Genomic DNA, 24,170 nt, shown 5'->3' with positions numbered 1-24,170 from the left:
TGGGCCTGTGCCCGTGGTGATTGGGGAGGCGCAGCTTGCAGCGCACGCCATGCAATACACGATGCGCGGCCAGACTGAAGCCATTCTTAAATCACCGTGCCAGTGTGCAAACGGCACGCTTTTTGTTGCGCGCATGCCGCATGCGATGGCGGCGGGATAAAATCGCGCTATGCGTCGGGCGTGACTTCTGGCGAGTGCTTCTGCGGATCAGGCCCTGGCGTGCGCCTTGCGTCGCTCGAAATACAACAGGTCCGTCCACTCGTCCTGGAAATGCATGGCTTTTTCCGATTGGCCGTATTGATGAAAGCCATTGCGCTGCATGACGGTGATCGAGCCCAGGTTTTGCGGCCGCACGGTCGCTTCCAGGCGCCACAGATCCAGTTTGCCGAACGCTTCTTCCAGCAGCAGGGCCACGATGCGCGTGGCGTAGCCGCGTCCGCCAAATTGCGCACCTATCCGATAACCGAGCGCCGCCTTGTTGAAATAAGGCCGCATCACGGCTGTCAGATTGACCCTGCCGATGATCTGTCCGTCCAGTTTGGCCAGGTATTGGTGGGTAATGTCTTGCTGGCGCTCGCGCTGCGATTGTTCGATGGCGGCGGCGATGGCGTCGGCGCTATAGTAGGAAGGCGCGCGGGCCGTGACCCAGGATTCAAAATACGCGCGGTTTTCCAGTTCGAAGGCCAGCAGGCCGGGGATGTCGGCGCTGGTCGGCGGGTGCAATTGCAGGCGGTCGAGGTTGGGCATGGAAGCTTGTCAAAAAGAGATGTGCCATTATATGCACGCGGCGTCGTTCGCTGCACACCAGAGTCACTCATCAAGGAGCAGCATGCTGTCCCATATTTGCATCGGCACCAACGATTTTCCCCGCGCCTACGCCTTTTACGCGGCACTGCTGCGGGAACTGGACTTGATCGAAAAATTTCATGACCCGCACCAGCCTTGGGCGGGCTGGATGAATGCAGACGCGCCGCGTCCCCTGTTCGTGCTGGGCGCGCCGCATGACGGCTTGCCCGCTACACCAGGCAACGGCCAGATGACGGCCCTGCTGGCGGCCAGCCGCGCGCAGGTCGACCGCTGCCATCGGGCCGTGCTGGCGCTGGGCGCCGTGTGTGAAGGCGCGCCGGGCCTGCGGCCCCACTACCACGCCAATTACTATGGCGCGTATTTCCGCGACCTCGATGGCAACAAGCTCTGTGTCTGTTGCCACGGGGAAGAGTAATTCAGCGCGGGCGCCAGACCTCTGTCTCCGTCCAGCCCAGTTCAAGAAAATCCCGCGCCCGCTCGTCCGCTTCGCTGGCGCAAAAGAATTCGTCGAGCTGCGGTGCTTCGATGCGCGTGCCGGCCAGCATGGCGTGTACTTGCCCCCGATGGTGGATCTGGTGCTGGAACAGGTGCGCCAGCATGCGCAGGCGCGTATCGACTTGCGGCGTGTCGCGCAAGATCGTCACGGGCCGCGCCAGGTCCGCATCGCACAGGCTGCGGCAATGCGCGATCAGGCGTGTGTCGGACGCGCGCTGCGCCAGCTGCAGCGCCGCGCAGTCGGTGAATGGCTCGTCCTGTTCAAAAAATACATAGCAGTCGGGATGCGGCGCTTCGCCGCGCAGCTCGCGCTCCAGCGCATCGAGATAAAACCAGTCGCACGTGAGGATATGATTCAGCGTGAACTGTATCGTCGGGAAAAAACTCGTGCGCGTGGCCTGGAATTCGGCCGGGGACAATAGGCCGCACGCCTGCAGCAAACGGTGGTTGGCCCAGGCGTTGTTGTACGCCTGGCTGGTGACGTAGCGGGCCAGCATGTTGCTCATGATTTACCTTGCAAAGCAGGGGGGGGCCTGCGAGAGCGCTACTGTAGCACTTTGCGGCAGGTGGACAAGGCCGCTCACGCGCGCCGCACCAGCGCTGCTGTCTTCAAGTAAAATCGCGGGGCGGATTTCGCGATAGTGATGCATATAGGGCTAAAAGAGCAATGGGTTGGATAGGAAAATTACTGAACGGCGGCGAAAAAAACCAGCCTGCGCCAGTTGCGGCAGCGGCGGCGCCCGAGATGACACGGCAGCCAGCCACCATCAGCGAAATCGATGCCATCTACTACCGCTGGCTGGCGGCTGTGGGTTCGACGCAGGCTCCGGCGCAGGCCGAACAGCAGATTCTGGACGAATTGACGCGCCTGGCCCGTGAACCGATCGCTGGCGCTGCGCTGGTACCGCGTATTCCGGCCATCATTGCGCAGTTGATGCGTACCTTGCAAGATGAAAACATGAGCGCGGCCGAGCTGTCGCGCCAGCTGTCCCAGGACGTGGTGCTGGTCGCCGAGGTCTACCGCGAAGCGAACCGGCCCTGCTACCATTCGCGCTACAACGCCAGCCCGTCGATCAACAACATGGAAGGCGCCATCATGCTGCTAGGGCAAAACGGCATGCGCATGCTGCTCGCCCGCGTCGCCTTCCGTCCCATCGTCAGCATGCAAAGTGGCGGGCTGACCATACGCACGGCGCCGCTGATCTGGCGCCAGTCCGAGAAGTGTGCGCTGGCGGCCAACCTGGTTGCGCCTGCAATGCAGGCAAACGCCTTCGACGCCTATCTCGCGGGACTGATGGCCAATGTCGGCCTGGTGGTGGCCTTCCGGCTGATCGACCAGATGCATGCGCCCGATGTCTTTCCGCAATCGGACGCCTTCATTGCCCAGGTGTTTGCGCAAGCGCGTATCTTGTCGGTACGGATCGCCGAATTATGGGAGTTTCCGGAGTCCGTGACCCGCGCAATTGGGCAGACTGATGCCAAGCCGCAGGCGCAAGCGCTGGCGCTGGGCGAGCGCCTGAGCAAGCTGCGCATGCTGGTCGATACTGGCCGCTTTCCTGCCGACGATCCCTTCGTGACTGCTGGACTCGGCAAGAGTGACTTGCTGGTGTTTGACAAACTTGCCGACGACGAGGATTGATGGCCGCAGGCCGCTCAACCCCGCGCAGAGCATGTCGCTCAACGCGCAAAGTAGAGCGCATGCAGGTGCTCGATATCGACATCGGCCGCTGCCTGCGAGAGCGCCACTTTACCACTTTGCATCAGGTAGACATGGTCTGCCACTTTCACCGCGCGCGCCGTGTTTTGTTCGACCAGGATGATGGTGCGCTGGCCATCGTTCAGGCGTGCCAGGATCTCGAACAGTTCGTTCACTACCAGCGGCGCCAGGCCCAGCGACGGCTCATCGATGATCAGCAGGGAAGGGTCCGACATCAGCCCGCGCGCCATCGCCAGCATCTGCGCTTCGCCGCCTGACAATGACCCGGCCAGCTGGCGGCGCCGCTCGTGCAGGCGCGGGAACATGGCATAGGCTTCGGCCAGGCGCACCGGCATGTGGCTGCGGTGCTCCTTCGGGAAGGCGCCCATGATCAGGTTTTCTTCCACGCTCATGTCGCGAAACGTCATGCGCCCCTCGGGTATCATCGTCACGCGCGCATCGCTCATTTTCCAGGTGGGCGTGCCGTTGATGGCCTGTCCATCGAGCGCAATGCTGCCCGCGCCGACCGGCAGCAGGCCCATGATGGCGCGCAGCAGGGTCGTCTTGCCGGCGCCATTCGGGCCGATGATGGTGGTCAGCTTGCCCTTCTGGATATTCAGCGAGACGTCCCACAGCACATTGATGGCGCCATAGCCGGCGCGCAGATTCTCGATATTAAGCATGGGCGGCTCCCGTATAACTCTCGATGACGGCCGGGTTGCGGAAGACGCAATCGGGTGTGCCATCGGCGATCAGCTGGCCAAAATTGAGCACGGCCACGCGCTGGCACAGATTGCTGATGGTCTCGATGTCGTGCTCGATCATGACGATGCCCACGCCGAAGCTGGTATGGAGCTCCTTCAGCATGCCCATGAAACGGCGCTTGCCGTTCGTCTCCAGTCCCGCCAGCACTTCATCGAGCAGCAGCAGTTTCGGATTGGTGGCCAGCGCCTTGGCCACTTCCAGCGCTTTTAACTCTGTCAGCGCCAGTTCGCTGGCCGCGTCGCGCCCGGCTTTATCCAGCAGGCTCGTGAAATCGAGGATTTCGTCGATCTTGCGCCTGTCCACCTTGCCCGTGCCGAAGCGCTGCGCCACGACCAGGTTTTCGCGCACCGTCAATTCATGCATCGGTTGCGGGATCTGGAAGGTGCGGCCCAGTCCCAGGCGTGCGCGCTGGTACATGGGCGTGGCCATGATGTCGCGCCCCTCGAAACGGATGCTGCCACTGGTCGGGCGCACCAGGCCGGAAATGGCATTGAACAGCGTGGTCTTGCCGGCGCCATTGGCGCCCACCAGGCCGATCACGTCGTGGCTGCCCACTTTCAGGGTGACGCTATCGACGGCCGTCAGGCCACCGAAGCGCACGCAGACATTATCGAGTTCAAGCATGTATTTTCTCCTCGGCCTTGGCCACGGCCTTGGCCACGGCCTTGGCCTTGACCAGTTTGCGCAGCAGCGGCAGCAGGCCGTTCGGGCTGAAGACGATCATCGCCACCAGCAGCACGCCCAGCACCAGCTGGTGCCCGGTGGGGATCAGCGACTTGAAGATCAGTTGATCCACCAGATACACCACCACGGCGCCCAGTACGGGGCCGAGGATGGTGCGGTAGCCGCCGAAGATGGCCGCCACGATGGGCAGCGTCACCCACAGGCTGTTGAAGGCGTAATCGGGTTCCAGAAAATTGATGTAGTGGGCGTTGAAGGCGCCGAACAGGCCCGCCATGAAGGCCGACACCAGCAGCATCATGCCTTTCAATAGCGTGCTGTTGACGCCGACGACGCGCGTGGCGTCCTCGCTGTCGTGCATGGCGCGCAGGGCAATACCATAATGGCTGGAGCGGATGCGGCTGTACGCGAACGCGCACGCCACTATCAGGGTCAGCACCACCAGGTAGGCGCCCGTCTTGCTGGCCAGGTCAAAGCCGAAAACGGTGGGCAGCGTGGGGATATTGTTGACGCCACCAGCGCCACCGGTGACCGAACTCCATTCCGTAGCCAGGATGCGGAAGATGTGGGCGTAAGCCAGGATGGCCAGCGCAAAATACGGCCCGCGCAAACGCAGCACGGGCAGCATGATGATGGCAGCCAGCGCCGCACCAACCCCGCCCAGTGCCATGGCGGCAAATACGGGCAGGCCCAGTTTTACGGTGGTGAGCGCGGAAACATACGCACCCACGCCGAAGAAGGCTGCGTGGCCGAAGCTGACCATGCCGCCCAAATTGCCCAGCAAGGCCCAGGACATGGCCACGCCGCCGATGATCAGTGCTGCCACCACCATGCTCATCACATACTGGTTGCTGCCCAGCGCCAGCGGCACGGCCACATACGCGGCCAGCAGCAGTAGTATGGCCCAGAGCGTGGTCGGGACAGTGGTCGAACGTTTCGATGATGATTTCATCCGCGCCTCCTTTGTGCCCCAAACAAGCCGTTCGGCATGATGAACAGGACCAGCAGGAACAGCACCATGCCGGACAATTCCTGCAGCGCGGAGCTGGCCAGGGTGACGGTCAGCGCTTCGGCCACGCCCAGCAGCACGGCGGCGACCAGCACGCCCGGTATCGAGCCGATGCCGGCGAGTACCGTGATGATGAAGGCCTTCACCGTCAGCGCGCCGCCGTAGGCGGGCTGGATCACCCCATAGCTGAATAAAGCCACGCCCGCAAATGCGGCCAGGATGCCGGCCACCAGGAACGACACCAGTTCCGTGCGGCCCGGGTCGATGCCCATCAGCTTGGCCGCGTCGCGGTTGCTGGAGACGGCGCGCACGGCGCGGCCATACCAGCTGGTGGCCAGCCAGCGCCAAAGCACCCCCATTAGCACCAGGCTGACGCCGAAGAAAATGACTTCGCTGCGCATGCTGAAAAACGGGCCGATTTCGATGCCTTCCTGCAGCCAGCTTGAGGACGTGGAGCGGATGTCGGCCTTCCACACCAGCAAGATGACATTGGTAAGGATCACGCCGATGCCGTAAGTGAGGATCAGCGAATTGATTTCGCGGTCCTTCTTGATGCGGCTGACGATCAGGTAGACGCCCACCGACGTCAGGCTGACGATCACCAGCGCGATGGGAATGGCGAACATGGGACCGAGTCCCAGGCCTGATTCGACGCTGTAGGCGATATAGGCGGCCAGCAGCACCAGTTCGCCGTGCGCCAGGTTGATCACTTTCATGGTGCCAAATACCAGCGCCAGTCCCAGTGCGATCAGGGCGTAGGAGCCGCCCTGCAGCAAGCCCGAATACAGGGCCTGCAAGATTAATTCTGTCATATCGTCATCCCGTCAGGCAGGCTGGCGCATCGCGTACAAAGCGTGTACAAAGCGCAGGACTGCCGTTCATCGGTGCGCGCCCGGGCGGGCACGCGCGTGTGCAGCGGGCGGCTGCTGTTACCAGGGCAGGGCCGGATACTTCAGCTTGCCCGTGGCATGCTCCTTCGGCCAGACGATCACCACCTTCTTGTCCTGGTGCTGTGCCATGCGGTGCACGAAATTGTGGTTGTCGCCGTTGGCGGCGAACTGCACCCGCCCAATCAGGGTTTCGCGGTCCGTCTTGCGCATCTCCTCGGCCACGCCACCCTTTTTCAGGGTGCCCTTGTCGGCTGCGCGCGCGATGGCTTCAAACAGCAGCATCGACTGCACATAGCCGAACTGGCCCAGGTAATCCGGCTCCTTCTTGTACAACTGCTTGTAGGCGTCGCTGAAAGCCTTGCCGTCGGCCGTCTTGAATTCGGTGGGGAAGGGCAGCAGCGCCGTGCCGAACACGTTCGGCATCAGGTCGGGGAAGTCGGCCGCCATTTTAGGGGTGGCCAGCGACCACACGCCCACCATGGCCTTGATCTTCGGTTTCAGCACGCGCGCGGCGCGGATGATGCCCACATAATCGTTTTCATAGCCGACCATGGCCACCACTTCGGATTTATCCTGCAGCCGGATCTTGTTGATGATGGGCTTGAAGTCGGTGATGGCCGGGTCGAACGAGTGGGTCGTCACCTTGACGCCCTTGGCCGCCAGCGCTTTCTCCACGTCTTTCGCCAGGCCCGTGGTGGCATCCTTGGTCGAGTAGATGATGGAGACCGACTTGGCGCCCACGTCTTGCAGCATGCCCAGCATGGCTTTTTCGTAGCCAGCCGTGTTATTGATGCGGAAAAAATTCTTGCGCCCGCTCGCTACCAGGCTGTCATCCACGCCGCCCGAGGTGATGTAGACCAGGCCCAGTTTGTTCGCCGTGTCCGAGGCGGGCGAGATATTGTTCGAGCCGTAGCCGCCCGTGATGGCCACCACGCCCTGGCTGGCCAGCTTTTCAACGGCGGCAATCGCCTTGGCCGGCGCCGATTCGTCGTCGATGGTGAGGATCTTGATCTTGTGCTTGCCGTTGGTCTTGTTGAAGACCTCGGCCGCGACCATGATCCCTTCCTGCATGCCGGCGCCCACCCTGGCCAGGTTGCCCGTCAGGGGGATTTCCGCGCCGACCAGGAATTCGTCGGCGCTGGCCTGCGACAGCCAGGCGCTGGAAACCAGGGCTGCCATGGCGATGCGTGTCAATGTGCGTTTCATCGTGTCTCCTCCGGTGATGCGGCTTGGTTTGCCAGCGCTAGGATCGGCGCCGTCAAAGTACCGCATAGGTTTTATTGTCGGGTCTCTTGAAATCAACTGCAATGCTGAATTTACTTTCCGCTCTGCGCCATCTGCCGCAGCTGCCCTTTTAAAATCTTGCCCGTGGCCGCCGCCGGCAATGCCTCCATGACGATGATGGCGGACGGGCATTTGTATGGCGATAAAATCTGCGCCAGCCAGGCCTGCAATTCGTCTACCGTGGCGCTCTGGCGCGGGTCCAGCTCCACATACGCGATGACGTCCTCGTTGCCATCGTCCAGGGTGCGCCCCACCACGGCCGATTGCACCACGGATGGATGCCCGTTCAGCGCCGTTTCCACTTCCAGCGGATAGACATTGAAGCCGGAGCGGATGATCAATTCCTTGGTGCGTCCGACAATGAACAGCGCGCCGTCAGGATCCTGGCGCGCCATGTCGCCCGTATTGAGCCAGCCGCCGTCGCGCATGGTGGCCGCCGTCATGGCCGCTTCGCGGTAGTAGCCTGCCATGACATTCGGCCCGCGTATCCACAGTTCACCCGCTTCGCCTGGCGTGACATCCACGCCGTCCAGGCTGACGATGCGCACTTCCACGCCAGGGATCGGCGTGCCGACCGAATCATCCAGGCGCGGCGCTTCCAGGCGCGTCTGGCTGATGGTGGGTGCGCTTTCCGTCATGCCGTAGCCGTTGTGCAGTGCGGTGCCCAGCAGCTTTTCCACGTTGTGTTTCAGCGACGGTGCCAGCGGCGAGCCACCCGCGTAGGCAAAGCGCAGTTGCGTGGGCAGCGCGGTATTGGCACCGCCAAGCGTTTGCAGCAGCTTGGCGTACATGGCGGGTACGCCCTGCACGATGGTCAAGCCGTCATCTTTCAGCGCCGAGAGCAGGCTATCGACGGAAAAACGCGGCACCAGGTACAGGGCGGCGCCCGCATACAGGGTGCCCAAGGCAACCGAGGCCAAACCATACACGTGCGAAATGGGCAGCACGCCATACGCGCGGTCGGAGCGCGTCAGGCCGCGCAGTGTGCTGGAGACGGCGGCGATGAATAGCAGGTTGCGGTGCGTCAGCATCACGCCCTTCGATTGCCCCGTGGTGCCGGTGGTGTAGATCAGCGCTGCCACTTGTTCGTTGCCTGGCACGCAGGCTTCGGCGATGCTGGTTTCGTTCAATTCGCCCGCCAGCAGGTCGCCCATGCCGTCGACGGTGACGCTGCTGGCGCCGCGGCGCGCCGCATGTGCCGCAGCTTCCGGCGAGGCGCCGGCCAGGAACAGCACCCTGCGCGCGGAACTGTGCAGGGCGATGGTATCGATCTCGCGCGCCGACAGGCGCGCATTCGCGTTGACGATCCAGGCGTCGATGCTGGCCGCAGCAAAGATCAGCGCCACCTGCAGCGCGCAGTTCTCGCCTACCACCATCAGGCGGTCACCGGCGCGTACATCCAGATCGCGCAGCAACTGCGCGGCGCTTTCCACGCCATGCTGCAACTGGACATAGGTCCAGCTGCAGCCTCCCTCATGCAGCGCGGGCGCGTCGGGCGTGCACGCGGCCCAGCGGGCGGGAATGGCCGACAGGCGCGCCGGCAGGCTGGCCAGCAAGGCGGGAATATCCATCGCAGCCTCCTTCACTTTTGCGCTGCCTTGATCATGTTGCGGGCGATGACGATCTGCTGGATCTGCGTCGTGCCCTCATAAATGCGGAACAGGCGCACGTCGCGGTAGAAGCGCTCGGCGGCATATTCGCTGATATAACCGGCGCCGCCATGGATCTGCACCGAGCGGTCGGCCACCCGGCCGCACATTTCGGAGGCGAACAGCTTGCAGCACGATGCCTCCGTCGAAATGTCTTCCTTGTTGTCGCGGCGGCGTGCGGCATCGAGCACCATGCTGCGCGCGGCGTAAATCTCGGCCTTGCTGTCGGCCAGCATGGCCTGGATTAGCTGGAACTCGGCGATCGGCTGGCCGAACTGCTGGCGCTCCATGGCATATGCCAGGGCGTCGGCCAGCATGCGCTCGGCCGCGCCCACGCAGACGGCGGCGATGTGCAGCCGGCCTTTGTCGAGCACTTTCATGGCAGTTTTAAAGCCCACGCCTTCCTTGCCGCCGATGATGTTACCTGCTGGTACGCGGCAGTTTTCAAAGATCACGTCGCAGGTATGCGCGCCTTGCTGGCCCATTTTTTTATCGATCTTGCCCAACGAGAGTCCCGGCGTGTCCTTTTCCACGATGAAGGCGGAAATGGCCGAGGCGCCCCGCTTGACGGGATCCGTGCGCGCCATGACCGTAAAGATGCTGGCCTCTGGCGCATTGGTGATGTAGCGCTTGCTGCCGTTGAGGATATAAAAATCGCCGTCGCGCACGGCCGTGGTGCGCAGGGAAGCCGCATCGGACCCCGATCCCGCTTCCGTCAGGGCGAACGAACCGATGATCTCGCCGGACGCCAGCTTGGGCAGGTAGTGCTGTTTCTGTGCTTCCGTGCCATCGATGACGATGCCTTGCGAGCCGATGCCGTTATTCGTGCCGATCAGCGACCGGAAGGCGGGCGAGGTGCGGGCGATTTCAAAGGCGACCCGTACCTCTTCCTCCATGCTCAGTGCCAGCCCGCCGTATTCTTCCGGGATGGACAGGCCGAACAGGCCCAGCTCGCGCATCTGCGCCACGATGGCCGGTGGTATCGTATCCGTTTCCGCCACCAGCGCCTCGTTTGGCACCAGCACTTCGCGCACGAAGCGGGCAATGCTGTCGAGCAGGATGTTCAGGGTTTCTTCGTCGCGTATCATGGGGTCCTCGGAGGCTTTATTGATAAGGGCGCGCAGTCTAACTGCGGCCCAGGTTTTTTTCCACTGTCTTGACCAGGGCCACCAGGCGCGGCCCCAGGTCCGATTCGAGTTTTTCGCGCGACAGCAAAAAGGCGGGGCCGCCGCAATTGAAAGCCATCACTTGCTCGCCGTCAAAGCCCAGCATGGGCACGCCCACGGCATGCACGTCGTTCTGCCATTCGCCGGCCGAGATGCAAAAGCCCCGCTCCTGGTAATCCTTGAAACCCTGTTCGATGCCGGCCTTGATGCGTGGCCAGCGCTCGGTGTCGTGCACGCGCGCATGGTCCATCAGGTAATCGCGTTCGGCCTGCGGCAGGATGCACAACAGAGCCTTGCCCATGGCCGTCGTCATCAAGGGAATGCGTGAACCGACGTCGAGGCGCAGGGTGACGTTGGCGCTGCTGCGGCAGGTCTCCACGTACACCATGCTGAGGCGGTCGCGCGTGCCCAGCGAGACCGATGCCTGTGCATGTTCGGCCAGTTCTTCCATCAGGGACCGCGCCATCTTGCGTACGTCGAGGTTCGACAGCATGCGGTAGCCCAGGGCCAGCACGCCTGCGCCCAGCTGGTATTTGCCCAGATTGCCCGAGTAATTCAGGTAGCCCAGCTTGGTGAGGGTGTATGTCAGGCGCGAGATGGTCGGCTTGGGGATGGCCGTGCGCCTGGCCATCTCTGCGTTCGACAGGAAGACTTCGCCGGGACGGAAGCAGCGCAGCACTTCCAGGCCGCGCGCCAGCGCGTTGACGAACTGGCGGTCCTTGCCTTCCTCGTCGTCGCTGAAGACGATGAGTTCCGGATCCGTTGCGGCTTGAATAGTACGCATGTTTGCTGTCATTTTCAGGCTCCCTGGAAATCAGTTTGCCTAGCCAAATCTTGCGTGTCAATCGATTTGTGAAACATTCGTTCGCACAGCGAAATGCTGCAACGCATGAATTGGCGCATGAAGTTTCATGGAAATTTGATCTGCGCGGGCGTTTTGAGTCTTGCCGCGTGAGTGTTGTTATATGCGTTTGTATGCGCGCATTTGCCCTGTCGCGCCAAAGCGCAGCAGCCCGGCTTGTCAATTGTATTTGCTCGATGACTGCGTCATGCGGCCCGGGAAGGGCGGCATTGCGCGTAGCGCCGGCGGTGCGCAATAGGCCCCGCGCACGATAGTTGTCGCCGAAACGGGGGGTGGGCGAATATACTAGGCGAAAAGGGAGGCGTTGCGCTTCCCGTCCGCCCTTATCATCCAGCGAGAATTCATCCTTATGGCGTCATCCCCAGAAAACCTCAGCATGGCCGTGTTTTGCGACTTCGAGAACGTCGCGCTCGGCGTGCGAGATGCAAACTACGAAAAATTCGATATCAAACCTATCCTGGAACGTTTGTTGCTCAAGGGCAGCATCGTCGTCAAGAAGGCGTATTGCGACTGGGACCGTTATAAGAGCTTCAAGGGCACCATGCATGAAGCGAACTTCGAGCTGATCGAAATTCCCCATGTGCGCCAGTCCGGCAAGAACTCGGCCGACATCCGCCTGGTAGTCGATGCGCTCGACTTGTGCTACACCAAGGCCCACGTGAATACTTTCGTTATCATCAGTGGCGATTCCGATTTTTCGCCGCTGGTGTCGAAATTGCGCGAGAACGCCAAGCAGGTGATCGGCGTGGGTGTCAAGCAGTCGACTTCCGACCTGCTGGTGGCCAACTGCGATGAATTCATTTTCTACGACGACCTGGTGCGCGAAAGCCGCCGTACGGCCGCCAAACGCGACGCGCGCGAAAGCCCTGCTGCGGCCGCCAAGCGCTCGCCCGACGAAGAAGTGCGCCGCAAGGAAAAATACGAGTCGCGCAAGACCGAGGCGATCGAGATGGCCGTCGAGACCTTCGACGCGCTGGTCTCCGAACGGGGCGACAGCGGCAAGATCTGGGCCTCGATGCTGAAAGAAGCGATCAAGCGCCGCAAACCCGACTTCAGCGAGTCGTATTACGGTTTCCGCACCTTCGGCAACCTGCTGGAAGAAGCGCAGACGCGCGGCTTGCTGGAATTTGGCCGCGACGAGAAATCGGGCGCCTATGTCTACCGCAGCAGCGGCCTGGTGCCTGTCCCTGCGCCGGTGAATGCGGAAGCGCCGAACGAGGCAGTCGCTGCCGGCGACACTGCCGTGATGGCGGAAGAGGGCAACCGCGAGGGCGGCAGCCGCCGCGATTCGCGCCGCAATGGCCGTGGTGGCCGCAAGCAGAACGAGCACCGCCGCAGCGAAGCTGCGCCGCAGGCTTTCGTGCCGGTGGCCGACGCCGAAGTGGGCGTCGCCGCTGTCGAGCAGTACCAGGAAGCGCCGCAGCCAGAGGTGGCTCCCGAAGTGGCGGAGGTGGTGGCCGAGGAAGGCAACGCCAAGCGCGGTTCGCGCCGCAATGGCCGTGGTGGCCGCAAGAATGGCGACGGCGCCCGCGCAGCGCGCGGCGCAGCCGAAGTGGTGGCCGAAGTGGCACCCGCAGTCGAGAGTATGGTGGCGCCAAAGCCTGAGCCGGTGATGGAAGTGGTCGCCGAAGCGGCTGCCGAAGCGAAACCGAAGGCCAAGCCGCGCGCGCCAGCCCGCAAGGCGGCTGCGGCGAAAAAGCCGGCCAGGAAGGCGGTCGACGCCTCGGTAGAAGTGGCCGAAGTGGCCGAAGTGGTTGCAGTTGCTCCGGTGGAAGTCGCTGCCGTGGCCGAAGACAAGCCGGCCAAGGCGCCACGCAAGACGCCAGCGCGCCGTCCCGCGCGCAAGAAGGCGGACGTGGCCTGACAGCACTGATAGTACTAGTACAATACGGAAAGCCGGGGTGCAGTTGCATGCACCCCGGCTTTTCTGTTTTTGCGCCTGCCTAGTCAAAGCGGACGACCGTCATCGCCTCAAGCGTGTACGATGGGCTTGTCTTTAACGCGGCGGGCGGGTAGTGCATGTATCACGGTGAACGGTTCAACAGCATTTCCCATACGCTGGGCGCTGCCCTGGCGGCCATCGGCGGCGTCATCCTGATCGTCGTGGCAGCCCGCACGGGCGACCCGTGGAAAATCGTCAGCTGCAGCGTGTATGCGGCCATGCTGCTGACCCTGTACCTCACTTCCACCCTGTACCACAGCGTGCGCGGCAAGGCCAAGGCCGTGCTGCAGCGGCTCGACCATTGCGCCATCTACCTGCTCATCGCCGGCACCTACACGCCATTCATGCTGGTGACCCTGCGCGGACCGTGGGGCTGGTCGCTGTTTGGCGTCGTCTGGGGGCTGGCGCTGATCGGCATCGTGCAGGAATATGTGTACGCCAGGGGTGCGCGCCTCCTGTCGCTGGTGATTTACGTGGCGATGGGCTGGCTGATCGTCATCGGCATCAAGCCCCTGCTGGCGGCGCTGCAGTGGAACGGCTTCCTGTGGCTGGTGGCGGGCGGCCTGTGCTACACGGGCGGCATCGTCTTTTACGCTACCGACCACAAGCTGCGCCACGGCCACGGCATCTGGCATCTGTTCGTGCTGGCCGGTAGTTGCTGCCATTTTGTCGCCATTTTATTCTACGTTGCCTGACGTAGGCTGCTGCATTCACTGTTGCCGTGATTCCATTATAATGGCGCGATATGTGAAATGTGGGCAACAATAAGGCAAGAATGGACATCAACTCGGACGACCTGAAAATCTTCGTCAGCGTTATCGACAGCGGCACCCTGAGCGCTGCCGCCGTGCATCTGGGGCAAACCACCTCGGGCGTCAGCCGCGCCCTGTCGCGCCTGGAAGACAAGCTGGCCACCTCGCTCTTGACGCGCACCACGCGGCGCATGGAATTGACGGAAGAGGGCCAACTGTTCCTGGACAAGGCACGCGTCATCCTCGCCTCGATGGAAGACGTGGAGGAATCGATTCGTATCCGTCGCCAAAAGCCGGCCGGACGCCTTTGCGTCGATGCTGCCTCACCCTTCATGCTCCATTGCGTGGTGCCGCACGTGGCCGAGTTTCGCGCTATCTACCCGGACATTCGCTTGGAGCTGACCAGCAATGACCAGATTGCCGACCTGCTGGAACACCGCACCGATATCGCCATCCGCATCGGCGCCCTGGCCGACTCGACCCTGCACGCGCGCGCCTTGCGTTCCAGTGCGCTGCATTTGCTGGCCACGCCAGCCTACCTGGCGCGCCACGGCACGCCGGCAACGCCAGAGGAGCTGGCCAGCCATGCGCTGCTGGGCTTTGCGCAATATGAGCTGGGGAACAGCTGGCCGCTGCGCCACGAGACGGGCAACAGCCTGCAGATCGTGCCCGCGCTGGCGGCCTCCAGCGGCGAAACCCTGCGCCAGCTGGCCCTGCACGACCAGGGCATCGTCTGCCTGTCCGACTTCATGACGAAGGACGATATCGCCGCGGGCCGGCTGGTGCAGGTGCTGCAACCGTTTTATACGGGCTACCGCCAGCAGATCCACGCCGTGTATTACCGCAACACGCAACTGGCGCAGCGCATCAGCTGTTTCCTGGAGTTTTTGCAGCAGAAGCTGTAGGCGGAGGGAAGGTGTGGTGGCAGAGCATCGTCGCAGCAGGGCCATCACTGCAGCTTCAGCGTACGTCAGCGTAGGGTGCACGTCTCTTCGGCCCGCAGCAGCGCTTCCACTTCCTGCGCCGGCAGCGGGTGGCTGAAGTAAAAGCCTTGCGCCTCGTCGCAGCCGTGGCGGCGCAGGTAGTCGAGTTGCTCGGCCGTTTCCACGCCTTCGGCCACCACGCGCAGTTTCAGGTTGTGCGCCAGCGCGATGATGGACACCACGATAGCGGCATCGTTCGCGTCGCGCGCGACGTCGTCGACGAAGCTGCGGTCGATCTTCAGCACATCGATGGGGAAGGTGCGCAGGTAGGCAAAGCTGGAATAGCCGGTGCCGAAATCGTCGATCGACAGCTGCACCCCCAGCGCCTTCATGTCGTGCAGCTGGCTCACGGCCAGCGCCACATCGTGCATGAACAGGCTTTCCGTCAATTCGAGCTCCAGGCAGGCTGGCACCAGGCCCGTTTCAAACAGCACCTGGGCAATCGAGGCGACCAGGTTCGGCTCATTGAACTGGCGCGCCGACAGGTTCACGGCCAGGCGCAGCTTGCCCAGCCCTGCTGCATGCCAGGCTTGCATTTGCGCGCAGGCCTGGCGCAGGACCCAGGCGCCGATCGGCACGATCAGGCCCGTATCTTCGGCCAGCGCGATGAAGCGCTGCGGCGCCACCATGCCCAGGTCCGGGTGCCGCCAGCGCAGCAGCGCTTCCACGCCGACGATGCGCCCGCTGGCCAGGTCCACTTGCGGCTGGTAGTGCAGCACGAACTGATCCCGTTCCAGGGCGTTGCGTAGCGCCGTTTCGATGCGCAGGCGTTCCAGCGCGGCCTGGTTCATGGCCGTGGTGTAGAACTTGATGTTGTTGCGGCCCTGCTTCTTGGCGCAATACATGGCGATGTCGGCCTGCTCGATCAGGTTCTGCGTTTCGCCATTCAGGGTCGCGTCGCCGGGCGCGTCGTAGCGCGACAGGTCGTAGACGGCCACGCCGACGCTGCAGGTGACGAAAAATTCCTTGCCACTGAGTAATATCGGTTGCGCCACGGCGTCCATCACGCGCTGCACGATGGCGCTGCTGAGCACTTCGTCCGCCTGTTCGCACAGGATGGCGACAAATTCGTCGCCGGACAGGCGCGCCACCGTATCGCTTTCGCGCAGGCTGGCCTGCAGGCGCGTGGCGATGGTTTTCAGGAGCTGGTCGCCCGCCTTGTGGCCGAGGCTGTCGTTGACGAACTTGAAACGGTCGAGGTCGATCAACAGCACCCACAGTGCGCGGTTCTTGCGGCGCGACAGGGCCATGGCTTGCGCCAGGCGGTCGCGCAGCAGGGCGCGGTTGGGCAAGCCGGTCAGCACGTCGTGGTGGGCGATGTGCTGGATCTGCTGTTCGGCCAGCTTGCGTTCCGTGATTTCCGAACCCGTGCCCCGGTAGCCGCGAAACTCGCCCAGTTCATTGAACAGCGGCTCGCCATTGACGCTGAACCAGCGCAACTGGCCATCGCGGTCCGGCATCGCATATTCGAGGTTGGCGAAGGGCAAGTGCGCTTCCAGGTTGGCGATATGCTGCTTGCCCCAGCGCGCATTGCGCATGTCCGGGTTGTTGTCCCAGCGCGTCCTGCCGATGAAGCGTTCCAGCGGCATATTCGATTTGTCGGTAAAGCCGCTGGTGATGTGGGTGAAGCAGAAGTTGGTATCCTGTTCCCAGTACCAGTCCGAGGACAGGGCCAGCAGGCGCCGGAAGCGTTTTTCGCTCTCTTGCAGCGCCCGTTCCGTGTGCTGGCGCGCACGCACGTCGGCGCTCAGCAGTTCATTGCTGCGTTTCAGGTCGGCAGTGCGCTGCTCCACCAGCAATTGCACGCGGCGCGAGCGTTGCGTCAGCGTTTGCACGAAGGCGGCTGTCAATATGCTGAACAGCAGGCCCGTGATGAGGGTGAACAAGGAGCCCAGATGGTCGGCCAGAAATGGCCGCGGATGGGCCTTCACGCGCACATGCCAGGGCCGGCCAGCCGAGGAAAAGGCTCGGTCATAAAGGCTGTGATAGGAAAAATGCGGCCAGCGTGGCAGCAACTCCCAGGTGTTGCCCGGCTGGTCGGCCGGCGGCTGGCCATGCCGGAAGATCAATTGCCTGGGATCGGCGCCGGCATCGGCATACACGCTGATTTCCAGCTGCGGGTCGCCCAGCAGGTCGGCCCCGGCGAGGATTTTCTGCACCAGTTCGCCGGCGCGAATGACGGCCGCCGTATCGCCGATCAGCGCCGCGCGCCGCTGCTGCACGGTTTGCAGGGGCGCGCCGTAGCGGTACACGGGGCGCAGGATGACGAAGCCCCGCTGCGATCCCTGCGCCAGGGCCAGCAGGCCGGTGGCGGTGGTCTGGCCGCTGATGATCGCCTGTTCCAGCGCGCCGGCCAGCAAGCCATCCGGGCGCACGTTCAGGCCGAACGCGGCGCGGTTGCCTTGCAGCGGTTCGAGGTAGTCGATCATCAGGTAGCTGGCGTGCGTGGCCGCCGGCACGACGGCGCCGTCGCGCATTTCCGTCATGGCGTAGCCGGGCACGATGCGCCGCAGTTCGGCCTCGAATGCGGCGCGTTGCGCGTGCGGCACGAGTCGGTGGAAATTGAAAGCCTGGATGAACGGGTGGCGCTGCAGCAGCGGCGTGGTGAAGTCGTGGAACTGTGCGCGCGTGACGGGCACGATGGTGGCAAACAGCTCGTTGGTGGTGGTCAGCACTTCCACCGCGTCGTCGAGTCCCTGCTTGATGGCAGCCACGCGCGCGCCGGCGCGCTGTTGCAGGCTCAGGCTCATCTTGTCGTATTCGAGCTCGCTGATGGCGGCGAACAGCAGGGCCGTCACGCTGACGCCGCAGGCAAGGGCCAGTGCGGCCGCGGCAGAAATGGACAATGGCAGGCGGCCACGCAACATGGATTTTCCTATTTCACGTCATGGGCACAATTGTTTGGCAGCGGCTGCCGGCCCGCGCAGGCCGTAGTTTGTCATAAATCATGGCAAACATGCTGATGTCACACCAAAATACTGCGAATATGCAACTATATTGATGGCCATGGCGCACGATTGTCAGTCGCTGCTGCTGCCCGATAGCCGGCACACGCGCCACAACTGCCATGCCGGCAGCAGCCGGTTCAGCAGCGCCAGTCCGGCAAGGCGGCGCCAGCGCACCAGGCGCACGACACGCATGGCGCGGCCGGCAGAGCGCTTGTCCGGCTTGGCGGCGAAGATGATGCGGTTGTTGCCGGCGATGCCGTCGAAGCTGCAGACGGCACCGCGGAAGGTCAGCATCAGGCGTTCGAGCATGGCGGGGTAGTGTTCGTCATAGCTGAACAGGTTGGCCACCAGTACGCCGCCGGGCAGCAGGGTGCGCAGGCAATCGGCATAAAAACGCGCGCTGCCCAGGGCTGGCGGCAAGCCCGTTTCGTCGTAGCCGTCGAGCAGCAGCACGTCAGCGCAGCCCGGATGCTGGCGCAGATAGCTGACGGCGTCCGTCTCGATAATGCGCAGGCGCGCGTCGTCGGGCGGCAGCATGAATTGCTCGCGCAAGGCAATCACGTCGGCGCGCAGTTCGAGCACCGTGATGCGCGCCCCGGGCAGGTGGCGATGGCAAAATTTCAGCAGCGAGCCGCCGCCCAGGCCCACCATCAGGATATGCCGCGGGCGCGGCACGAAGAGGGTAAAGCACATCATGGCGCGCGCATAGCGCAGCAGCAGGTGGTCGGGGCGCGACAGCAGCATTTCGCTCTGGATCATGCCCGGCTGAAATTCCAGACGGCGCCGGTCGCCGCAGGTGTGGACCTGCGGCGCTGGCAAGGGGGAGGGCAGGTTTTCCGGCATGGGTATTTCGCTGAGTGAACGTGGGCTGATGTTTTGTTGCATTCAGAGAAATCTGATAAGCTCCCGTGAGAATACCCGATTATAATCCGCACGCAGTGTGCGCAGTGGCGCGGCGGCCTGGCCACCTGCCGTTTGACACGCGGTTCGAGCGCAGCGCAAGGCATCACACGGCGCGCAGCGGCAAGGCCGCGCGCGGCCGGGCACCATGGAGACAAGCATGTTTTTGGATCACCCCAACATTACGGCCACGAATAGTTTTACCGAGCCTGACCGCATCGAGCGGCTGACGCGCGTGTATGGTTACGCGGCGGCGCTGGCCGACCAGGCAGCGAACTTGATTTTCATTGAAAAAGTGGCGCAGATCCACGATCACAAGGGCACCCTCATCGTCTTTTGGCACGAGGCGCCCAGCGAGCTGGAAAAGCAGTACTTCGTGCAGGCCTGGGCCAGCAAGGTCGGCGACGGCAGCACCAATGTCGAGCACGAAATCTGACATGACCTGCCGCGCCAGCGCGGCGATGGGGTAGCCCATGGATATCAAGACCCTGGTACTGGCCCTGGCGCTTGGCAACCTGAGCCTGTGCGCGGCCCTGTTCTTCTTCGAATATGAGCGCAAGAAGTCGCTCAGCATGTCTACCTGGGCGGTGGCCAAGCAGTGCCAGGCCGTGGCCTGGTGTTTGCTGTACTTGCGTGGCGTCCTGCCCGATTTCCTCTCCATCCTGGTGGGTAACGGCCTGCTGTTTGCCGGCATGGCGCTCGATGCGGGCGCCTTGTGGCAGGCGGCCGGGCGCAGCAGCTGGCGCCGCACTGTGCTGCCGGCGCTGGGCGTGTCGATTGCGCTGTTTGCCGCCTGCTACCTGTTCGACGTGGCGCCATTGCTGCGCAGTGCCGGCGGTTCGTTGATCGTCGCCGCTTTCTTCCTCGCCGGCGTGGCCGCCCTGTGCCTGAAGTGGCGCGAAGCGAGCATGCTGCGCCGCTTCCTGGTCGTCAGCATGGGCCTGCTGTCGCTGCTGATCGCGGCGCGCGGCGTGCTGGCCGCTACCGTGCCCGGTTTTGACGCGGAACTGATGCAGCTGGCCGGCTTCGGCGCGCTGTACCTGATGATGCTGACGAACGCCTTCGGCTACCTGCTGCTGTCGCGCGAAAAGCTGGGCGGCGAGCTGGCGCGCCTGGAAGTGCTCGACACGGCCACGGGCGTGCCGAACCGGCGCGGCTTTTACCAGGCGCTGGCGCCGTGGATGGCGCTGGCGCGCCGGCCCGGCTTGCCGACGGCGCTGGTGGTGCTCAATATCGACCATTTCAAGCGCGTCAACGACAGTTATGGCCATCCGGTGGGCGACGCCGTGCTGAAAGCCATCGTCGACACCTGCCGCCTGCAATTGCGCGACAGCGACCTGATGGGCCGCCTGGGTGGCGCCGAATTCGCCATCTTGCTGCCACGCACCAACCTGGCCGATGCGCTGATGGTGGCCGAGCGCATCCGCGCCGCCGTCGCGGCGCTGCCGGTGAAGACGGAGCGCGCCGTGCTGCAACTGACGGCCAGCCTGGGCGTGACTACCATCCGCGCCGAGGACAGCACCGTCAGCCTGTTCAAACGCGCCGATGAAGCGCTGCAGGCGGCCAAGCAGGCGGGCCGCAACAAGGTGGTCGAGGCGCAGGGTGTCAGCACCCTGGATGTGTGAATCTTCTAACTATTATTTAAGTGAAGCAAGTTATGCTGTGGGGTGGACACTTGCGCCCCGTTGCCGTCCGCACGGCAACTCTTCGCTGTTCCTTGCGGTTCCTTGCGGTTCCTCTTTCTTACTCTTGCCAGGCTCATTATGAAAAGTCTCAAATCCCTGCCTGTTTGGCCGATTGCCGCGCCGATTGCCGGCTGGCTGTTCCTGTTCGGCGCCACCTTCAACTTTGGCAGCGCCTATCAGATCGTGCTGGTGGCCGGTTTGATCGGCAGCGTACTGGCCGCCGTGTACCACGCGGAAGTGGTGGCGCACCGCATCGGTGAACCGTACGGTACCCTGGTGCTGGCACTGGCCGTGACCCTGATCGAGGTGGCGCTGATCGTCTCCCTGATGCTGGCGGGCGGGCCGGAAACGACGGGACTGGCGCGCGATACCGTGTTTGCCGCCATCATGATCATCCTGAACGGCATCGTCGGCATTTGCCTGCTGCTCGGTGCCGGGCGCCACAGGGAGCAGACTTTCGGCCTGCTGGGCGTGAGCGCGTCGCTGGCCACCCTGGCGGCGATTGCCATCCTGACCCTGGTGCTGCCCAATTACACGTCGAGCGCCGCCGGGCCGTACTACAACTCCAGCCAGCTGATTTTCATCGCCGTCATCTCCCTCGTCCTGTACGGCACCTTCGTGCTGGTGCAGACGGTGCGCCACCGCGATTACTTCCTGCCCAAGGAAGCCGTGGGCGATGAAGAAGTGCATGCCGAGCCGCCGACGCCCACCGTCGCCTGGATCAGCGCCGGCGCGCTACTGGTGTGCCTGGGCGCCGTGGTGCTGCTGGCCAAATCGCTGGCGCCCGCGCTGGAGACAGCCATTGCCGCCATGGGCGCGCCGAAAACGCTGGTCGGCATCGTCATCGCCGCCATCGTGCTGCTGCCCGAAGGCCTCGCTGCCGTGCGCGCGGCCCGCGCAAACCGTTTGCAGACGAGCTTGAACCTGGCGCTCGGCTCCGCCCTGGCCAGCATCGGTCTGACCATTCCTGCCGTGGTGGTGGTGTCGCTGGCCACGGGCCTGACGATTACGCTGGGCCTGGATATCAAGTCGACTGTGCTGTTGCTGCTGTCGCTGATGGTGGCCACCCTGTCGCTGGGCACGGGCCGCACCACGGTCATGCAGGGTACCGTGCACCTGGTGATTTTCGCCGTATATTTGTTTACTACCATCGTCCCGTAAGCGCGGCGGCTGGCCACCGTTTTGTCACAATCCTGTCACGCTGCTGTCATACGATGGGGGTAGTGTGGTAGGATTTTAAATCGTTTAAATGATTTATATCGTTTACCAACTGAGTTTGCCAGCTTTTCGTAGTTGGCACAGCAATGACAAGACAAGAGGCCAGTATGTATGCAGCGGTGGACCTGGGGTCCAACAGTTTTCGTTTACACGTCGGCAAACACGATGGCGATACGATACGCGTGGTCAAGAGCGTGCGCGACCCGATCCGCCTGGCCGCCGGCCTGGATGCCAATGGCGACCTGACCACGGCGGCCATGCAGGCGGCGCTGGCCTGTCTGCAGCGCTTTCGCGCCATCCTGGCCGGTTTCGAGCTTGACGCCGTGCGCGTGGTGGCGACGTCGGCCATGCGCGTGGCGCGCAACGGCGCTGTCTTCCTGCCGCTGGCCGAGCAAGCTATCGGCTACCCGATCGAGGTTATCTCGGGCGAGGAAGAAGGGCGTCTGATCTACATGGGCGTGGCCAATTCGCTGGCCATTCCCGGCGAGCGCCGGCTGGTGATGGATATCGGCGGCGGCTCGACCGAGCTGATACTGGGGCGTGGCCACGATATCGAAAGGGTGGAATCGTTCAGCCTGGGCACCGTCAAGCAAAGCCTGTCGTTCTTCATCGGCGGGCGCATCGATGCGCCCTCGTTCGAGGCAGCCATCCTGTCGGCGCGCAGCCATTTCGAGGATGCTGCGCCGCCCTACCGCCCGCAGCACTGGAAGAGCGCCTACGGTTCTTCCGGCACCATCCGCACGATCGCCGACATCATCGCCCGCAACAAGCTCGGTGATGGCGTGCTGTCTGGCGCCAGCCTCGATGCGCTGGCGCGGCGCTTCATTGAATTGGGCCACACCAGCCGCATCGACATGCCCGGCCTGCGGCCCGACCGCGCCAGCACCATCGTCGGCGGCCTGGCCATCCTGATCGGCCTGTTCCGCGAGCTCGATATTGCCGTCATGACGCCGATCGAGGCGGGCTTGCGCATGGGCGTGATGTGGGACTTGTACCTGCGCTCGACCAAGCGCGACCGCCGCGAGCAGTCGGTGCAGGGCTGCATGGACAAATTCCATATCGACCAGCAGCGCGCCGGCCGGGTGGCCGAGCAGGCGCTGGCCATGTACGCCCAGCTCAAGCCCACGTCCGAGGCACTGGTGAAGTGCCTGCGCTGGAGCAGCTTGCTGCACGAGGTGGGCCTGGCCGTGTCGCAAACGGGTTATCACAAGCATGCCGCCTACATCATTGAAAATGCCGACCTGCCCGGTTTTACCACGCGCGAACAGAAGACCATGAGCCGCTTGATCCTGGCGCAGAAGGGCAACCTGCGCAAGATCGGTGAAGTGCTGTCGGACCCGGATTTCGCCAAGGCCGTGCTGGCGCTGCGTTTGTCCATTTTGCTCATGCATGCGCGCATCGAGGCCGATTTCAGCGAGCTGCGCCTGCGCATGAAGAGCCGCATCGAACTCGATATCAAGCGCGGCTGGGTGGCGCACCATCCCACCGTGTCGTTCTGGATCGAGAAAGAGCAGGAATTCTGGGATGAGGTAGGGGTAGACTTTACTATCCGTGCCAGCGCCTAGGAAGGCATGCAGTGCGCATGACATGATGTGCCGCAAGCAAGATTTTTAAAAACAGTATATATTGTTTATATTATTTATTGGATTGGAAAAACCATGACCAAAACCGTCCCAGCGAAAAAAGCCGACAACGCGCCCGTGTCGATGTTCCCGACCAGCGCTTCCATCAACGCCGCCGCCAAGGCCGCGACTGTTGCCAAACCTGCCGCCAAGCCGGTAGCCAAGGCCGCTGTTGCGAAACCAGCCGCCGCCAAACCGGCCGTTGCCAAGCCCGCAGTCGGCAAGGCGCCTGCCGTCAAAGCTGCTGCCAAACCAGTGGCGAAACCTGCTGTCAAGGCGGTCGCCAAGCCTGTCGTCAAGGCCGCCGCCAAGCCTGTTGTAAAAGCCGTCGCCAAGGTCATCGCCAAGCCAGCCGCCAAGCCGGTGCCGACGAGCGCTGCCAAGCCAGCGGCAAAAGCCGTCGCCAAGCCAGCCGTAGCGAAAAAGGCGCCTGTCGCCAAGGCCGCCGCCATCAAGGAAAAAGCCCGCAAGCCCAAGCTGGTGCGCGATAGCTTCACCATGCCCGAAGCCGAATACGAAGTATTGGGCCAGGTCAAGAAAGCCTGCCTGAAGGCCGGTTTCGAGATCAAGAAAAGCGAATTGCTGCGCATCGGCGTGGCGCTGATCAGCCAGATCGACCTGGCGACCCTGCAAAACGTGCTGGCCGGCTTGCCGCAGCTGAAAACGGGCCGTCCGAAAAAAGATTGATGCTGGCAGCAGGGCCAGGGCGATTGCATGAAGCATCAAGTCGGCAAGCCCAAGACCTTGGCGAGATAGTCGGCACTCCAGCCAGCTTTTAAGCGTTTGGTAGCGATGCCGACCTTGGTCGACTTTTCA

Annotated in this window: 22 protein-coding genes; 10 read left to right on the top strand and 12 right to left on the bottom strand. The window is 63.1% G+C overall.

Features of this window, described 5'->3' with window-relative positions; genetic code table 11:
* Positions 1-207: 207 nt before the first annotated feature.
* Positions 208-747: a GNAT family N-acetyltransferase gene (locus tag ACQ4W6_RS22170; protein WP_436569336.1), complete on the bottom strand. Its 540-nt coding sequence runs from the start codon at positions 745-747 to the stop codon at positions 208-210.
* Positions 748-829: 82 nt separating this feature from the next.
* Between ACQ4W6_RS22170 and ACQ4W6_RS22165 the strand changes: the two genes are divergently transcribed.
* Positions 830-1,222, top strand: a complete 393-nt coding sequence (locus ACQ4W6_RS22165; protein WP_436569335.1) for a VOC family protein — start codon at positions 830-832, stop codon at positions 1,220-1,222.
* 1 nt (position 1,223) lies between these two features.
* Here ACQ4W6_RS22165 and ACQ4W6_RS22160 read toward each other — a convergent pair whose 3' ends face one another.
* The gene (locus ACQ4W6_RS22160; protein ID WP_436569334.1) at positions 1,224-1,808 is read right to left on the bottom strand and encodes a DinB family protein; all 585 of its coding nucleotides are present in this window, start codon (positions 1,806-1,808) and stop codon (positions 1,224-1,226) included.
* Positions 1,809-2,047: 239 nt separating this feature from the next.
* Here ACQ4W6_RS22160 and ACQ4W6_RS22155 point away from each other — a divergent pair, with 239 nt between their 5' ends.
* Positions 2,048-2,941 (top strand): HDOD domain-containing protein, encoded by an 894-nt coding sequence (locus ACQ4W6_RS22155; protein WP_436569333.1) that lies wholly within the window; start codon positions 2,048-2,050, stop codon positions 2,939-2,941.
* Positions 2,942-2,979: 38 nt separating this feature from the next.
* Here the strand turns inward: ACQ4W6_RS22155 and ACQ4W6_RS22150 are convergent, their stop codons facing one another.
* The 8 genes from ACQ4W6_RS22150 to ACQ4W6_RS22115 form a co-directional block, all read right to left on the bottom strand.
* Entirely contained in the window at positions 2,980-3,681 is a 702-nt protein-coding gene (locus tag ACQ4W6_RS22150) for an ABC transporter ATP-binding protein (RefSeq protein WP_436569332.1), read from the bottom strand.
* Entirely contained in the window at positions 3,674-4,387 is a 714-nt protein-coding gene (locus ACQ4W6_RS22145) for an ABC transporter ATP-binding protein (protein WP_436569331.1), read from the bottom strand. Before ACQ4W6_RS22145 ends, ACQ4W6_RS22150 begins: the two co-directional genes overlap by 8 nt.
* Positions 4,380-5,396, bottom strand: coding sequence for a branched-chain amino acid ABC transporter permease (locus ACQ4W6_RS22140; RefSeq protein WP_436569330.1), 1,017 nt, complete (start codon positions 5,394-5,396; stop codon positions 4,380-4,382). Before ACQ4W6_RS22140 ends, ACQ4W6_RS22145 begins: the two co-directional genes overlap by 8 nt.
* Positions 5,393-6,265, bottom strand: a complete 873-nt coding sequence (locus ACQ4W6_RS22135; protein WP_436569329.1) for a branched-chain amino acid ABC transporter permease — start codon at positions 6,263-6,265, stop codon at positions 5,393-5,395. The genes ACQ4W6_RS22140 and ACQ4W6_RS22135 overlap by 4 nt, the downstream gene beginning before the upstream one ends.
* 117 nt (positions 6,266-6,382) lie before the next feature.
* Positions 6,383-7,549, bottom strand: coding sequence for an ABC transporter substrate-binding protein (locus tag ACQ4W6_RS22130; RefSeq protein ID WP_436569328.1), 1,167 nt, complete (start codon positions 7,547-7,549; stop codon positions 6,383-6,385).
* 110 nt (positions 7,550-7,659) lie between these two features.
* The gene (locus ACQ4W6_RS22125) at positions 7,660-9,198 is read right to left on the bottom strand and encodes a class I adenylate-forming enzyme family protein (protein WP_436569327.1); all 1,539 of its coding nucleotides are present in this window, start codon (positions 9,196-9,198) and stop codon (positions 7,660-7,662) included.
* Between the two features lie 11 nt (positions 9,199-9,209).
* Positions 9,210-10,364, bottom strand: coding sequence for an acyl-CoA dehydrogenase family protein (locus ACQ4W6_RS22120; protein ID WP_436569326.1), 1,155 nt, complete (start codon positions 10,362-10,364; stop codon positions 9,210-9,212).
* A gap of 37 nt (positions 10,365-10,401) precedes the next feature.
* On the bottom strand, positions 10,402-11,226 hold the full coding sequence (locus ACQ4W6_RS22115) for an IclR family transcriptional regulator (RefSeq protein ID WP_436569325.1): 825 nt from the start codon (positions 11,224-11,226) through the stop codon (positions 10,402-10,404).
* Between the two features lie 427 nt (positions 11,227-11,653).
* Here ACQ4W6_RS22115 and ACQ4W6_RS22110 point away from each other — a divergent pair, with 427 nt between their 5' ends.
* From ACQ4W6_RS22110 to ACQ4W6_RS22100, 3 genes are all read left to right on the top strand, one after another.
* Entirely contained in the window at positions 11,654-13,168 is a 1,515-nt protein-coding gene (locus ACQ4W6_RS22110) for an NYN domain-containing protein (protein WP_436569324.1), read from the top strand.
* A gap of 155 nt (positions 13,169-13,323) precedes the next feature.
* Complete coding sequence (gene trhA / locus ACQ4W6_RS22105) at positions 13,324-13,941, top strand: PAQR family membrane homeostasis protein TrhA (protein ID WP_436569323.1); 618 nt, start codon at positions 13,324-13,326, stop codon at positions 13,939-13,941.
* An 80-nt stretch (positions 13,942-14,021) separates the two neighbouring features.
* On the top strand, positions 14,022-14,903 hold the full coding sequence (locus ACQ4W6_RS22100) for a LysR substrate-binding domain-containing protein (protein WP_436569322.1): 882 nt from the start codon (positions 14,022-14,024) through the stop codon (positions 14,901-14,903).
* A 65-nt stretch (positions 14,904-14,968) separates the two neighbouring features.
* On the opposite strand, the gene ACQ4W6_RS22095 is transcribed toward ACQ4W6_RS22100, so the two are convergent.
* Positions 14,969-17,848, bottom strand: coding sequence for a bifunctional diguanylate cyclase/phosphodiesterase (locus ACQ4W6_RS22095; protein ID WP_436569321.1), 2,880 nt, complete (start codon positions 17,846-17,848; stop codon positions 14,969-14,971).
* A gap of 153 nt (positions 17,849-18,001) precedes the next feature.
* Positions 18,002-18,772, bottom strand: a complete 771-nt coding sequence (locus ACQ4W6_RS22090; RefSeq protein WP_436569320.1) for a spermine/spermidine synthase domain-containing protein — start codon at positions 18,770-18,772, stop codon at positions 18,002-18,004.
* Positions 18,773-18,989: 217 nt separating this feature from the next.
* Here ACQ4W6_RS22090 and ACQ4W6_RS22085 point away from each other — a divergent pair, with 217 nt between their 5' ends.
* From ACQ4W6_RS22085 to ACQ4W6_RS22065, 5 genes are all read left to right on the top strand, one after another.
* The gene (locus ACQ4W6_RS22085) at positions 18,990-19,265 is read left to right on the top strand and encodes a hypothetical protein (protein WP_436569319.1); all 276 of its coding nucleotides are present in this window, start codon (positions 18,990-18,992) and stop codon (positions 19,263-19,265) included.
* A 37-nt stretch (positions 19,266-19,302) separates the two neighbouring features.
* Positions 19,303-20,454 (top strand): GGDEF domain-containing protein, encoded by a 1,152-nt coding sequence (locus tag ACQ4W6_RS22080; RefSeq protein WP_436569318.1) that lies wholly within the window; start codon positions 19,303-19,305, stop codon positions 20,452-20,454.
* A 138-nt stretch (positions 20,455-20,592) separates the two neighbouring features.
* A complete protein-coding gene (locus ACQ4W6_RS22075; RefSeq protein ID WP_436569317.1) occupies positions 20,593-21,675 on the top strand; it encodes a calcium:cation antiporter in 1,083 nt (360 codons plus the stop codon).
* Positions 21,676-21,839: 164 nt separating this feature from the next.
* The gene (locus ACQ4W6_RS22070) at positions 21,840-23,297 is read left to right on the top strand and encodes a Ppx/GppA phosphatase family protein (RefSeq protein WP_436569417.1); all 1,458 of its coding nucleotides are present in this window, start codon (positions 21,840-21,842) and stop codon (positions 23,295-23,297) included.
* A gap of 93 nt (positions 23,298-23,390) precedes the next feature.
* Complete coding sequence (locus ACQ4W6_RS22065) at positions 23,391-24,041, top strand: hypothetical protein (RefSeq protein WP_436569316.1); 651 nt, start codon at positions 23,391-23,393, stop codon at positions 24,039-24,041.
* Positions 24,042-24,170 lie beyond the last annotated feature (129 nt).

Origin of the sequence: Janthinobacterium woesei (assembly GCF_051380875.1) — a bacterium.
In the GTDB taxonomy this organism is placed as follows: domain Bacteria; phylum Pseudomonadota; class Gammaproteobacteria; order Burkholderiales; family Burkholderiaceae_D; genus Janthinobacterium.
Note: the sequence above shows the minus strand (reverse complement) of the source record. Positions and strands in the feature narration are given on the sequence as shown.